The sequence below is a fragment of the uncultured Dysosmobacter sp. genome (genome assembly GCF_947631635.1).
Classification (GTDB): domain Bacteria; phylum Bacillota; class Clostridia; order Oscillospirales; family Oscillospiraceae; genus Oscillibacter.
Map to the genome: position 1 here is coordinate 1 of NZ_CANRMB010000008.1, position 13402 is coordinate 13402.

The 13402-nt window shown below is 62.0% G+C and carries 14 protein-coding genes; 5 read left to right on the plus strand and 9 right to left on the minus strand.

What is annotated here, in order from left to right:
* Positions 1-187: 187 nt before the first annotated feature.
* Positions 188-475 carry a DUF1292 domain-containing protein gene (locus Q0Z71_RS05800; RefSeq protein WP_298019520.1) on the minus strand — a complete coding sequence of 96 codons (288 nt, stop codon included), beginning with the start codon at positions 473-475 and terminating at the stop codon, positions 188-190.
* A gap of 295 nt (positions 476-770) precedes the next feature.
* Between Q0Z71_RS05800 and Q0Z71_RS05805 the strand changes: the two genes are divergently transcribed.
* Positions 771-3407: a transglycosylase domain-containing protein gene (locus Q0Z71_RS05805; RefSeq protein ID WP_298019522.1), complete on the plus strand. Its 2637-nt coding sequence runs from the start codon at positions 771-773 to the stop codon at positions 3405-3407.
* Positions 3408-3668: 261 nt separating this feature from the next.
* On the opposite strand, the gene Q0Z71_RS05810 is transcribed toward Q0Z71_RS05805, so the two are convergent.
* The 8 genes from Q0Z71_RS05810 to moaA all read right to left on the minus strand — a co-directional run bounded on the left by Q0Z71_RS05810 (position 3669) and on the right by moaA (position 10038).
* The gene (locus tag Q0Z71_RS05810; protein ID WP_298019524.1) at positions 3669-4166 is read right to left on the minus strand and encodes a molybdenum cofactor biosynthesis protein B; all 498 of its coding nucleotides are present in this window, start codon (positions 4164-4166) and stop codon (positions 3669-3671) included.
* Between the two features lie 12 nt (positions 4167-4178).
* A complete protein-coding gene (locus Q0Z71_RS05815) occupies positions 4179-5222 on the minus strand; it encodes a sulfate/molybdate ABC transporter ATP-binding protein (protein ID WP_298019526.1) in 1044 nt (347 codons plus the stop codon).
* Positions 5222-5902, minus strand: coding sequence for a molybdate ABC transporter permease subunit (gene modB / locus Q0Z71_RS05820; protein ID WP_298019528.1), 681 nt, complete (start codon positions 5900-5902; stop codon positions 5222-5224). The genes Q0Z71_RS05815 and modB overlap by 1 nt, the downstream gene beginning before the upstream one ends.
* A 74-nt stretch (positions 5903-5976) precedes the next feature.
* Positions 5977-6843 (minus strand): molybdate ABC transporter substrate-binding protein, encoded by an 867-nt coding sequence (modA, locus tag Q0Z71_RS05825; RefSeq protein WP_298019530.1) that lies wholly within the window; start codon positions 6841-6843, stop codon positions 5977-5979.
* A gap of 123 nt (positions 6844-6966) precedes the next feature.
* Positions 6967-7986 carry a molybdopterin-binding protein gene (locus Q0Z71_RS05830; RefSeq protein WP_298019532.1) on the minus strand — a complete coding sequence of 340 codons (1020 nt, stop codon included), beginning with the start codon at positions 7984-7986 and terminating at the stop codon, positions 6967-6969.
* On the minus strand, positions 7983-8426 hold the full coding sequence (locus tag Q0Z71_RS05835; protein WP_298019534.1) for an MOSC domain-containing protein: 444 nt from the start codon (positions 8424-8426) through the stop codon (positions 7983-7985). Before Q0Z71_RS05835 ends, Q0Z71_RS05830 begins: the two co-directional genes overlap by 4 nt.
* Positions 8427-8610: 184 nt before the next feature.
* Positions 8611-9090 (minus strand): cyclic pyranopterin monophosphate synthase MoaC, encoded by a 480-nt coding sequence (gene moaC, locus Q0Z71_RS05840; protein ID WP_298019536.1) that lies wholly within the window; start codon positions 9088-9090, stop codon positions 8611-8613.
* 3 nt (positions 9091-9093) lie between these two features.
* Positions 9094-10038 (minus strand): GTP 3',8-cyclase MoaA, encoded by a 945-nt coding sequence (moaA, locus tag Q0Z71_RS05845; protein ID WP_298019538.1) that lies wholly within the window; start codon positions 10036-10038, stop codon positions 9094-9096.
* 137 nt (positions 10039-10175) lie between these two features.
* On the opposite strand from moaA, the gene yqeC reads away from it, so the two are divergent.
* Genes yqeC through selD form a run of 4 tightly spaced genes read left to right on the plus strand, consistent with a single transcriptional unit; the run spans position 10176 to position 13393 of the window.
* Entirely contained in the window at positions 10176-10871 is a 696-nt protein-coding gene (gene yqeC, locus Q0Z71_RS05850; protein WP_298019540.1) for a selenium cofactor biosynthesis protein YqeC, read from the plus strand.
* Positions 10865-11665, plus strand: a complete 801-nt coding sequence (yqeB, locus tag Q0Z71_RS05855) for a selenium-dependent molybdenum cofactor biosynthesis protein YqeB (RefSeq protein ID WP_298019542.1) — start codon at positions 10865-10867, stop codon at positions 11663-11665. Before yqeC ends, yqeB begins: the two co-directional genes overlap by 7 nt.
* Positions 11666-11676: 11 nt before the next feature.
* Positions 11677-12360, plus strand: a complete 684-nt coding sequence (locus Q0Z71_RS05860) for a hypothetical protein (protein ID WP_298019544.1) — start codon at positions 11677-11679, stop codon at positions 12358-12360.
* Positions 12353-13393, plus strand: coding sequence for a selenide, water dikinase SelD (selD, locus tag Q0Z71_RS05865; RefSeq protein WP_298019546.1), 1041 nt, complete (start codon positions 12353-12355; stop codon positions 13391-13393). The genes Q0Z71_RS05860 and selD overlap by 8 nt, the downstream gene beginning before the upstream one ends.
* The last annotated feature ends 9 nt before the right edge of the window (positions 13394-13402 follow it).

Here is a 13402-nt window from a genome sequence, read left to right on the forward strand (position 1 = left end):
GGTGGGTCGCCTCCAGCACGCTTTATCGCTTCCAACTTCCAGCCGCAGACGGCAGCCGGGAGGCCTGCGAACCACGGACTGATCTGGCATCCCGTATAACGAAATGTGGGTTAAAAAAAGATCTATCACAAACCCCGCAGGGCACTTTCAAATTATCACATCCGGGTCTGGATTGCAAGAGGGGGGATCAATCTTCCTCCTCGCTGAAAAGCGCCTCGGTGAAGAGGTCGTAGACCGCGTCCAGCTCCTCGTCGGAGTCCAGGGTGGAGAGGAGGTCCTCGCCGTCCTCGTGGATGACCTTCAAGATCACCAGGCCGTTATCCGGATCGTCCTCATCCTCGCCCTCCGTTTCAGCGGGGAAGAAGGCCTGATACATCTGGCCGTTGTATTCCAAAGCATCCACGAACTCAAGAACGATCTCATTGCCGTCCTCATCCGTGACGGTGATAAAAGTGGGGCCGAAGTCTTCACGCATTGGGAAAGTCCTCCTTTTTCCTCGGTACGGTCATTGTACCTGAATTTCCGCCGGAATGCAAGCGGAGAAGATGTGAAAAAGAGGAAAAGAACGCCTCTGTAATGAAGCATATCCTGCCCAAAACGAAAAAAGTCATACAAAGTTGGAACTTTTTTTCGGAAAAATACGACATTTTCAATGTTGACAGGGGATGGTACAATAGAAAGTATTATGGTGTATTGTTGTCTTTCGGCTCACGGGCTGTCTCCTGTGGGGCGGAGGCATTGCCAAATCTATGCGAAGGAGGTGCCCCTCATTGGAGCACGGAAGAAGAGCTGAACAGCAGCCCCGCCGCCCGGCGAAGAAACGGGGCGGCGTTGCTGGAAAAGTGTTCGGCGTTTTGGGAACGCTGATTTTGATCGGCATCTGTACAGCCGCGATGATCGCGGGCATTTTCATGAAGTATGTGGAGACCACGCTGGCCCCGTCTCTGGAGGTCAACGCGGACGACTACACCCTGAACCTCAGCTCCTTTATCTACTATGAGGACAAGGAGACAGGGGAGTGGGTGAACTTCCAGACAGTACATGGGGAGGAAAACCGTGTGCTGGTGACCTATGACCAGATCCCGGACCACCTGTGGCAGGCCGCCGTGGCCATTGAGGACGAGCGCTTTTTTCAGCACCACGGCGTGGACTGGAAGCGAACCGCCTCAGCGACGCTGAACGTATTCAAGGGTGGCGATACCTTTGGCGGCTCCACCATCACTCAGCAGGTGCTGAAAAACATGACCGGCGATAAGGCGGGCACCATCAACCGGAAGGTCCGGGAGATCTTCCGGGCGTTGGAATTCGAGAAGAACAACACCAAGGAACAGATCCTGACCATGTATCTGAACTTCATCTATCTGGGCAAGGGCTGCTACGGCGTCCAGACAGCGGCGGAGTACTACTTTGGCAAGGATGTGTCCGAACTGGACCTGGCGGAGTGCGCCTGCCTGGTGGCGATCACCAACAACCCGTCGATGTACGGGCCGATGTACGATATTACGATCACCCGGGAGGACGGCACCACGACCACGCCCCGGGAGGCGAACAAGAGGCGGCAGGGCTGGATCCTGGATAAGATGACCGAGATCGTCGACCCCAGTACGGGAGAGCCCTTCATCACAAAGGAGGAGGCGGAGGCCGCCAAGGCGGAGGTCCTGCAATTCACAGACGGCGACGACACTGCCACCGCCAAGGAGCTGGTGGAGCGGGCCACCGGCGGTGTGGAGGTCAACTCCTGGTTTGTGGACGAGGTGATCCGGGATGTGAGCAGCGACCTGGCGGAAGAGCTGAAGATCTCTGTGGAGGAAGCCCGCCTGAAGCTCTACAACAGCGGCTATCACATCTACACCACCCTGGACCCCAAGATCCAGGAGATTGCCGAGAGCGTCTACGCGGACCGGGGCAACCTGAACAACCTGACCAGCCGGGACGGACAGCTGATCCACTCCGGCATCACCATCATCGACCCCTACACCGGCAACATTGTGGCCCAGGTGGGCGACATGGGCGGGGACAAGCAGGGCAACCTGCTCACCAGCTATGCCACCATCCACCGGCAGGTGGGCTCCTCCATGAAGCCCCTAACGGCCTATGCCCCGGCGCTGGACGCCGGCGTCATCACCCCGGGCACGGTCTTTGACAACTATCCGGTCCAGGAGCTGAACGGCAGTCCCTGGCCCAAGAACTCCCCCAGCGGTTACACGGGTATGACCACGGTGGCGGAGGGCGTCAAGCGCTCCATCAACACCATCGCCGTGCAGGCCCTGCAGTCGGTGGGCACTGCCGAGGCGTTCGCCTTTGCCACGGAGAAGCTGAACCTGCCCCTGGTGGCGGACGACATGAACCTGTCGGCTCTGGGCATGGGCGGTTTGACCTACGGTTTGAACACCGTGGAGATGGCGGCGGCCTATGCGGCCTTTGCCAACAACGGTATCTATAACTCCCCCAAGACCTATCTGCGGGTGGAGGATTCCGAGGGCAATGTGATCCTGGAGAACGAGGGCGAGAGCCACGTGGCCATGAAGGAGAGCACCGCCTATCTGATGACCAAGATGCTGAAGGACGCCGTTGCCAGCGGTACCGGCGGCAGCGCGAATTTCAGCGGCATGGCCATCGCCGGCAAGACCGGCACCACCAGCGACAACTACGACCGCTATTTCGTGGGCTACACGCCCTACTATGTGGCCGCGGTGTGGACGGGCTATAAGTACAACGCCAAGATCAGCTACTCCGGCAACCCGGCCATCACCATGTGGAAGAAGGTCATGCAGCAGGTCCACGCGGACCTGCCATACAAGGACTTTGAAAAGCCCTCCAGCGGTCTGGAGACTGTGCGGATCTGTCTGGACAGCGGTATGGCACCCACGGAGGCCTGTTCGGCGGACTCCCGCGGCAGCCGCGTCGCCACGGTGACGGTGGCGGCCGGTACAGGCCCCAAGGAGTCGTGCAGCCGCCATGTGCTCCGGGACTACTGCACGGAGGGCCAGTGCCTGGCCACAGAGAACTGCCCAGTGGAGTCCGTGGCGCAGAAGGCGTTCCTGGACTATGAGCGTACGGACTACGGTCCCAATATCAAGGCCGATGACGATCCCTATCTGATCGTCAATATGGAAAAGGCCCTGGAGCCCACGGAGGAGAGCCCCGGCGGCTGTCCGGTGCACCACGACGGATACGTGCCGGAGGACCCCGATAACCCGGCTCTTCCCCCAGAGAATGATCCCAACGACCCCAATTATATCCCGCCTGTTCCCAGTGAGGGCGGCAATACGGGCGATCCCAACGGCGGCACGGGTGTGGAGCCGGCGGAACCCACAACACCCACGGAACCCTCCGAGCCCACCGACCCCAGTGGAGGCGAAGACTGGTGGAACGACCTGTGGGGGACCACAGGACAACCGCAATAAAGCAATGAGCGCCAGGAGAAGTTCTCCTGGCGCTCATTGTTTTATGATGAGAGGATTGATTTTCCGGTCAGGCCATGTGCTTGTAAATACGGCGCTGCGAGCTTCGTATGCGGCCTTCTGTGCTTAACTTTATTAGGAAACGCACACGCGCTTAATGCGTCGGCAGACCATTGGTCCGCCGGTTGAAAAGGAGTACAAGCTCCTTTTCAACTGTGTTGACTATAACAGAGTGCCTGTCCCATGGCCGGGAAGCACTTGGGGTCAGTCCGCCAGTTTTGCACAGTCTGCGGGCCTGCCGGAGAGCATCTCCAGACCGTGGGACAGGGCAGGGAGGATGGCCTCCAGATTTTCCCTGGCGGCTTTGGGAGAGCCGGGGAGATTGAGGATCAGGGTCCCCTTCCGAATGCCCGCCTGGGCCCGGGACAGCATGGCGCGGCTCGTCACTTGCATGGAGGCGTACCGCATGGCCTCCGGGATGCCGGGGGTCATCCGGTCGCAGACGGCCAGGGTGGCCTCCGGCGTCACGTCCCGGGGCGCGAATCCGGTGCCGCCGGTGGTCACCAACAGCTGGACATCTCCCGCGTCGGCAATGGCTTTCAGAGCCGCCTCGATCTCCGGCTGTTCGTCCGGGACGATGGCGGTTTTGGCGACCTCGTATCCGGCGGCGCTCAGAAGCTCCGCCACCAGGGGGCCGCCCGCGTCGGGGCGCTCTCCCCGGAAACTGCGGTCACTGACGGTCAAAACAGCGGCTTGATACATGACGATCTCTCCTTACTTCAACAATAAAATATCTCTCGGCTGGATGGCGATCCAGACATGGCGTTTGTCCGCTGCGGCGTACCAGGCCTCCCGGCTCAGCTCCATCCGCAGGGGCGGCGCGTCCGGCGCAGCGGTTTCCGGCCGCAGCAGGACGATGGTGTTGAATACATCCTGGACCACCCGCAGCACATCACAGGGGAAGGCTCCGGGGGCATGAGGCGCTGACAGGGCGACATGGTGCGCCCGGACGCCGATGCGCCGGATGTCCGGTGGAATAGGCTTCCCACAGTCCAAGGTGAGCCCCCACTCCGGCAGGGACACGGCGCTGCCCGCTGGAACCGCGTCTGCATAATTCTTGCAGCCGGAGAGGCGGGCGGCCGCCTCCGTCACCGGCTCATGGAACAGCTCCCGCAGAGTGAAGAGCCCCTGAGAGCGCCCCTGGTCCATCACACAGACCTGGCGGCAGTTGCGGAACACCTCGCCCCGGTCGTGGGAGACCCACAGGACCGTGCCGGGGAACTGTTCCAGCGTCTCCGCCAGCTCCGCCTCCAGCTGGTATTTCAAATAGCTGTCCAGCGCGGAGAAGGGCTCGTCCAGGAGGATGGCTTTCGGCTTCGATGCCAGGATGCGGGCCAGAGCGGTCCGCTGCTGCTGCCCGCCGGAGAGCTGCCAGGGTTTCTGGTCCGCCACGGCTTCCAATTGGAACTGCCGCAGCTTTTCCGCTGTCACGGTTTGACGGCGGGCCCTGTCCCGCACTGCCGCGGCAATGTTCTGCCGGACCGTCATGTTGGGAAACAGGGCATACTGCTGGAAGAGATACCCGACCTGCCTCTTCTGCGGCGGCAGGTCGATCCTGGCGGCGCTGTCGTAGAGGACAGTGCCATCCAGCACGATTTTTCCCTCGTCCGGCGTCAAAATGCCTGCGATACACCGCAGGGTCACGGACTTGCCGCAGCCCGAGGCCCCCAGCAGGGCCAGCACCGTATTTTCCACCGTGAAGCTGGTCTCCAGACAAAAGTCTCCCAGCTGTTTTTTGATGTCAACGGAGAGTGCCATCAGCGGACGCCTCCTTTCCGTGCCTGCCGCTGCCGGGTCTCCAGCAGGTTCACCGCCAGCAGGAACACAGCGGAGATGGCGACGTTCACCAGCACCCAGCGCAGGGCACCCGCATCGTCGTTGGTGCGCCACAGCTGATAGACCGTGGTGGAGATGGTGGCGGTGCGGCCCGGGGTATAACCCGCGATCATGGAGGTGGCGCCGTATTCGCCCAGCGCCCGGGCAAAGGCCAGCACTGTGCCCGCCAAAATGCCCTGCCGGCAGACGGGCATCTGCACCCTCCAGAAAACCCAGGTGTTGGAACGGCCCAGGGTCCGCCCGGCATCCGCCAGATTTTGGTCGAAGCTCTCAAAAGCGCCCCGGGCGGTGCGGTACATCAGGGGGAAGGCCACCACCACCGTGGCGAAGATAGCGGACCACCAGGTCATCACCAGCTTGATGCCGAAAGTGCTCTGCGCCCAAGCGCCCACAGGCCGCTTGGGCCCCAGCAGTACCAGCAGCAGCCAGCCCACCACTGTGGGCGGCAGGACCAGCGGCAGTGTCAGCACCACATCCAGGACGCCCTTTGCCAGCCGTGGCAGCTTCGCGATATAGTGCGCGGCCGCGATCCCCAGAAAAAAGACGGCCACGGTGGAGATCGCCGCGATCCGCAGGGAGTTGAAAAGAGGATACCAATCCATGGACATGACCTCCGGAAACGTTAATCGAGGAGACAGGGGCGGGATGACCTCCCCGCCCCTGTACGGTAAGTGATTTACTGAAGAGCGGTGAAGCCGACACTCTCGAAGACGGCGCTGGCCTCGCTGCCGGTCAGGTAGTCCAGGAAAGCCTGGGCCTCGTCCAAATGCTGACTGCCATTCAGGACAGCGGCGGGATAGATGACCTGGCCGCACATCTCGGCGGCAGCCGCGTCCACCACGGTCAGACCGGCAGAGAAGGCGTCGGTGGCGTAGATGATGCCGCAGTCCACAGTGCCCTCGCTGACCTGGGTGGTGACTTCCTTCACGTTGGAGCCATAGGTCAGCTTGCTGGCGATGGCGGCCTCGTCGATCTCATAGGAAGCGAAGATCTTCTGGGTGTACTGCCCCACGGGCACGTCGCTGTTGCCCATGGCCAGCATCACATCGCCGCTCTTCAGCAGCTCCGCCAGCTGGTCAAAGGTCTCGATGCCCTTGGGATTGCCCTCGGGAACCACCAGGGTGACCTTGTTTTCCAGCAGGTCCAGACGGCTGTCCTGAACGATCATATCCAAACCGTCGGGGTTCTTGTCCGCGTCGTCCTTCAGGGAGCCGTCCAGCGCGTTGATCTGCTTGGGGGCGGCGGAGATGAACAGGTCGCAGTCAGCGCCCTCCTTGATCTGGGTCAGCAGGGTGCCGGAGGAGTCGTAAGTAGGTGTGATGGTCACGTTGGGGGCAACGGACTTGTACAGCTCGATGATCTGATCCATGGTTTCGGTCATGGAGGCAGCGGCGAAGACGAACAGCTCCACAGGTTCCGCAGCGGGTTCCTCCATCTCAGGAGTTTTGCCTTCAACAGGGGCGGGCATGTCCTTCTGTCCGCCGCAGGCGGCCAGAGACAGAACCATGCAGAGGCTCAGCAGCAGGGTAAACAGCTTTTTCATCAGATTTCTTCCTTTCGTATTATATATGATTGATTTGTATCCCGCAAGGGGCAATCCAACGTGATACTCGGTTAAGATTAACGCTTTTTAAAAAGCGACGCCGGAGGGTCCGGCGCTTGCGCTTTATTTTCCAAAGGGACAGACGGGCCAGTGGCAGGGCTTGCAGCCCAGGCACAGACCGCCCTCGCCCATCACGGCGAAGTCCGCCCGGGTCATCTCCACGCCCGCCGCGATCCGAGGCAGGGCCAGGTCGAAGATGGTGGCTCCGGCGTACATGACGCAGCCGGGCAGGCCGCAGACCACGGTGCCGTCATCATAGTAGCCCAGCAGGAACATGGCACCGGGCAGGACCGGCGCGCCGTAGGTGACGATGCGGGCACCGCTGGCCTTGATGCCGCCGGGGGTGTTGTCGTCCGGGTCCACGCTCATGCCGCCGGTGCAGAGGATGATCTCCGCTCCGGTCTTCCGAGCCTCGGCGATGGTGTTTGCCACGTTCTCCACGCCGTCGCCGGAGTAGGTGATGGAGACAGTCTGAATGCCGTAGGCCGCCAGCTTGTCTCTCACCACCGGGGTGAAGGTGTCCTGGATCAGACCCTTTTTCACCTCGCTGCCGGTGGCCACGATGGCGGCGGTTTTTTTCACATAGGGCAGCAGCTCCAGCAGGGGGGCGTTTCCCGCGGCCTTTTCGGCGGCCTGGAGCTTTTCCTCTTCAATAATGAGAGGGATGACCCGCATGCCCGCCAATTTATCGCCCTTGCGGACAGCGGTGCCGCCGTGGCGGGTGGCGATCATGATGTCCTCCAGGGAGTTGACGGCGATGAGCTTTTCGCTGTTCACCCGGAAAAAGCCGTCACAGGCGGCGGTCAGCTCGATCTTGCCCTCCTTGACAGCGCTGCGGTCCATGTGTTCATTGGCGCACAGGGCGTACAGCCGCTCCGCCGCGTCGTTCTCGTGGACCATGCCTGGGGTCATCTCCCAGACATAGAGGTGCTCCTTGCCCATGGAGAGAAGCACGGGGATATCCTCCGCCGTCACCACATGGCCCTTTCGGAAGCGGGCGTCCTTGTAGGTATCCTTGATGATCTGGGTCATGTCGTGGCAGAGCACGTGGCCCACGGCCTCTTCGGTTTTGATGAGCTTCATGTGTTCGCCTCCAGAATTTCGATCTCATCCCCGGGGCGGACGGTCCCCTCCCGGACCACCACGGCAAAGATGCCCTCCGTGGGCATGACGCACTTGCCCACGGCCTTTTTGATGGCGCAGTCGCTGTGGCACTCCTTGCCGATCTGGGTGACCTCTACCTCCGTCTCACCGATGCGGAGATGGGTGCCGATGGGCAGGTTCTTCAGGTCGATGCCCACCGTGTTGATGTTCTCCGCGAACACCCCGGCATTCAGGGGGATGGGGCAGGCGGCCCGCATGGTGTCCACGCTCTCCTCCGCCAGCAGGGAGATCTGCCGGTGCCAGTCCCCGGCATGGGCGTCTCCCACGATGCCGTGCCGGAGCTTCAGCTGGATCTCCGGCAGCGGGTGCTTCTGCTCGCCTTTTTTTTCACTGATATTCACTGATACCACATTTGCCATGATCTATTCCTCCGCTTGATATAGCCAATGAACTTGAAAAATCGCACAGGATTTTTCAAGCGGGCAATGCCCGCTGTGCGGAAAGCGCACAGGGATCGACTATGAAATGCAAATCAAGGCCGCGGACCGCGGCCTGTCACAGCGCACATGCGCTGTGACACTTGAAAAGTGAATGGATCGCTTTTCAGGTTATTTGATTATAATCGCCGCTCTTGCCGCCGGATTTTTTCAGCAGGCGGATGTTGGTGATCTTCATATTTTTCTGGACCGCCTTGCACATGTCATAGATGGTCAGCGCCGCCACGGACACGGCGGTGAGGGCCTCCATCTCCACACCGGTCACACCGGTGCAGGTGACGCGGGCCGAGATCTCCACCATGCAGGGCTCGTCGGACAGCGCAAAGGTGATGTCGATGCCCGTCAGGGGCAGGGGGTGGCACATGGGGATCAGCTCCCAGTTGTGCTTGGCGGCCTGAATGCCCGCCACCTGGGCCACCGCCAGCACATCGCCCTTTTTCATGGTGCCGGCTCTGATCTTTTCCAGGGTCTCCGGCGCCATATGGATCTCACCGGCGGCCACCGCCGTCCGGTGGGTGACGGCCTTCTCCGTCACATCCACCATTTTCGCCCGGCCCTGTTCATTGAAATGGGTCAACTCCGCCATCGGTCAGCCTCCGATCTGATTCATGGTTCGGGGCGTGTCACTGGCCCGCTCCGACAGGTGATGCCGCAGGGGTTTTTGCAGGATGCCCCTGCGAATGGCCGCTTCCAGCTCCCCGCCATGGAGGCCCCGAAGGGAGATCTCCTCCCGGGCATGGAGACAGCCCTTCAGCTTGCCGTCCGCCGTCACACGGATGCGGCGGCATTGGCCGCAGAATTCATGGCTCACCGGGGAAATAAGGCCGATGGCGCCTTTTGCGCCGGGAAGCTGGAACCGCAGGGCCACGCCTTGCGGTTCGACCTGCCGCAGGGCCGGGAACCGCTCCAGGATCGTGTTTCCGGGGAGGAAACAGCGCTTATCCCAGCCAGTGCAGGGCCCCATGGGCATCAGCTCGATAAAGCGGATCTCCCAGGGATGCTCCCGTGTCAGCTCGATAAAATCTCCCACCTCATCGTCATTGAATCCGCCGATCAGCACAACATCAAACTTCAGGCCGGAAAAGCCCGCCCGCTCCGCGGCGGCCACGCCCTCCAGAACGTCGGAGAGGCGGCCCCGGCGGGTCATGTGGGCGAAACGCTCCGGGCGCAGGGTATCCAGGCTGATGTTCAGCCGGTCCACGCCAGCCTCCCGCAGAGGCTTTGCCAGTTCTGGAAGCAGAGCGCCGTTGGTGGTGATGCACAGCTCCTCCAGGCCCGGGATCTGACGGATTCCACGGCAGATCTCCAGAAATCCCTGCCGGACCAATGGCTCTCCACCTGTTAAGCGAATCTTCTTTACACCGCATCGGACAGAAGCCTCCGCAATCTCGATGCATTCCTCTACGGACAGGATCTCCCGGTGGTCCCGCTTGCAGACGCCCTCCTCCGGCATACAGTACCGGCAGCGGTAGTTGCACAGGTCTGTCACCGACAGCCGCAGATAATCAATTGTCCGGCCACAGCCGTCCTGCATGGGAAAATCCTCCTAACCGTGATCCTTGATTGAGATTAACGATAATAACATCATATCATGTTCAGCGGAAAAGTCAAGGAAAAAGAAAACATTTCCAGTCTGCGGGCTTGACGGCAGAAGCAGCCAGGTGCTATTCTATGAAAAGAAGAACGAAGGGAGGCGGCGCAGTGGAGCTTGCGGCACTGTTGGAGATCCGTCCCGGCGTTACCGCAGTGATCGGCGGCGGGGGAAAGACCACCCTGCTGCGGACGCTGGGAGAGGAGCTTGCGCGGGAGCACCGGGTGCTGCTGTGCACCACCACCAAAATATTTCCGTTTCCGCAGATGCCGTGCGCCGGGACGCTGGCGGAGCTGGACGCGCTGCGGGAGAGGCACCGTCTGCTCTGCGGCGGGAGAGCCGTTCCCGGGACCGGAAAACTGGCGGCGCTGGACGCCTCCATGGCGGAACTGCGGCTCCGCTTCGACTATGTGCTGGTGGAGGCCGACGGCTCGGCCCAGCGGCCGCTGAAAGCCCATGCGGGCCATGAGCCGGTGATCCCGGCCGAGGCGGACCAGACCATCTGCGTGGTGGGCGCGTCTGGGTTTGGACGGCCCATTTGTGAGGCGGCCCACCGGCCGGAGCTGTATGCCCGACTGGCAGGCGTTTCAGAGGAGGCCCCTGCCTCGCCGGAGACGGAGGCGCGGGTTTTGAGCGCGGAAGACCTGCATAGCCGGGTCTATGTCAATCAGGCGGAGACGCAGGCGGACCGGGAGCGGGCCAGGGAGCTGGCGGTGCTGCTGGACTGCCCGGTATTGGCGGGAAGTTTGTACAGAGGGGAGTATTTTTCATGTTAACAGTGATTCGAGGCGCCGGGGACCTGGCCACGGGGATCGCCCTGCGGCTGTGGAGGGCCCACATCCGGGTGGTCATGACGGAGATCGCAAATCCCACGGCCATCCGCCGGACGGTGTGCTTTTCCCAGGCCATCGTCCATGGGGAGACCAGGGTGGAGGATGTCACGGCCCGAAAGGCGGAGACGCCGGAACAGGCGCTGGCGCTGCTGGAGGACGGCATCATTCCGGTGCTGGCAGATCCGGAGGGCGCCTGCATCCCGGCATTGCGGCCGGACGCGGTGGTGGACGCCATCCTTGCAAAGAAAAACCTGGGTACCAAAATCACCGACGCCCCGGTAGTCATCGGTGTGGGGCCCGGCTTTACCGCGGGGGAGGACTGCCACGCGGTGGTGGAGACCATGCGGGGCCACTATCTGGGCCGGGTCATCCATGAGGGCGGCGCCATTCCCAACACGGGCGTCCCGGGGCTGATCGGCGGCTTCGCGGGGGAGCGGGTGCTCCGGGCCCCGGCGGACGGCGTGTTCCACCAGCTGCTGGACATCGGCGCCCAGGTGAAGATGGGCGACATCGCCGCCACCGTGAACGGAGAACCCATGGCCTGCACGCTGGACGGCGTTCTGCGGGGCATCCTGGCGGAGGGAACGCCGGTGTTCAAGGGCATGAAGGCCGGAGATATCGATCCCCGGTGCAAGATCGAGCACTGCTACTGCGCCAGCGACAAGGCCCTGGCGGTGGGTGGCGGCGTGCTGGAGGCGGTGCTGGCTCTGTCGGGGGTGCTGACAGAGCAGAAATGAGGTATTAGAATTTGGCTGGAGTCCTGATCGAAAACAGGGGCGTTTTACCGGAGATCCTGCGTCAATTGGGGGCGGAGCATTGGGACTGCAACTGGCTGCTGACCGGACTGGAAGTCGTAGACCGGGAGGATGGGCGCGATTGGGAAGAGCCTGTGCTCCTCTCCCATGCAGAACTGCTGCGGGACGCGGAGGGGGTACAGTTTATCTGGGGCATTCTGTCCGCAATCCCGGCGGGCTATCCGCGGGAACAGGTGTTGGAGCACCCGCTTCCGGCCTTTTTTGAGGATGAAAACGGGGAGAGCTGTTATCTGGCAGATGTGCTCCGGCCGCAGCATCCGCTGGCGTTTCTGGAGATCATGTCGGAGGACAGCAGCAGCGTCACGGTGATCGCGGAGGACCGGGCGCTTTTGGAGCCCCTGTTCCATCTTCCGGAATGGACGGAGGACGCGGAGGCCTCTAACCGGCGCTGGCATGAGACTGTGCGTCAGGGAGAAGCGGCGCTGGCAGCGCTGGGCCTGTCCCGGTGGCAATACCGGACTTGCCCGGGCGTCCCCCAGCGGATACGAAATGACCGGCTGGCGGCGGTTTGGCGTCACTTATACCACCGCCAGCCGGAGAAATTGATCTGCGTGGAGGATATCCGCGCGGAGCTGATCCATCTATTGGAATCGGAAAGGAAGAGCGAACATGCCTGAAAATGAAGTAAAGCTGACCAAACTGGCAAAGTGCGCCGGGTGCGGCGCAAAGGTGGGCGCAGGCGTTCTGGCCCAGCTGCTGGACGGCATCCGTGTCCACCAGGACCCAAACCTGCTGGTGGGCTTTGACAAGAGCGACGACGCGTCGGTCTACAAGGTCTCCGACGAGCTGGCTCTGGTGCAGACGGTGGACTTTTTCCCGCCCATTGCCGACGATCCGTACCTCTTCGGACAGATCGCCGCCACCAACGCCCTGTCGGATGTATACGCCATGGGCGGCGAGCCCAAGCTGTGCCTGAACATCATGGCGATCCCCGCCTCCATGCCGAAGGAGGCGGTCCACCAGCTGCTGCGGGGAGGATACGATAAGGTATACGAGGCCGGAGCGCTGATCACCGGCGGCCACAGCATTTTGGATGACGAGCCGAAGTACGGACTGGCGGTGACGGGCTTCGTCCATCCGGACCGGGTGCTGACCAATTCCGGGGCGAAGCCGGGAGATGTGCTGCTGTTCACCAAGCCTCTGGGGATCGGCGTGCTGACCACCGCCGCCAAGGCGGAGATGGCCTCTCCTGCGGGGATAGCGCTGGCGAACCAGCTGATGACGATGCTGAACAAGGCCGCCCGGGACGCCATGGTGAAATACCGCGTCCACGCCTGCACGGACGTGACGGGCTTTGGCATGCTGGGACACACCTTTGAGATGGCCCAGGGAAGCGATGTGGAGATCGAGCTTCATGTGGCGGACATTGCCTTTATTCCGGAGGCGGTGGAGTTTGCCAAAATGGGGATCCTGCCGGAGGGCATGTACCGGAACCGCAGCTTTGCTGAGAGCGGCGTGGATGCCGGGGAGACGGAGCTCTGCAAGCAGGATCTTCTGTACGATCCCCAGACCGCCGGGGGGCTGCTGATGGCGGTGGACCCGGCGGATGCCGGCGCGCTGTATGAAGAGCTGAAGGACGTTGTGCCAAACGCCCAGCGGATCGGGGTGGTCCGGGATTACCGGGGCGGCAAGCGGATCTTCCTGCGATAAGAAAACAAG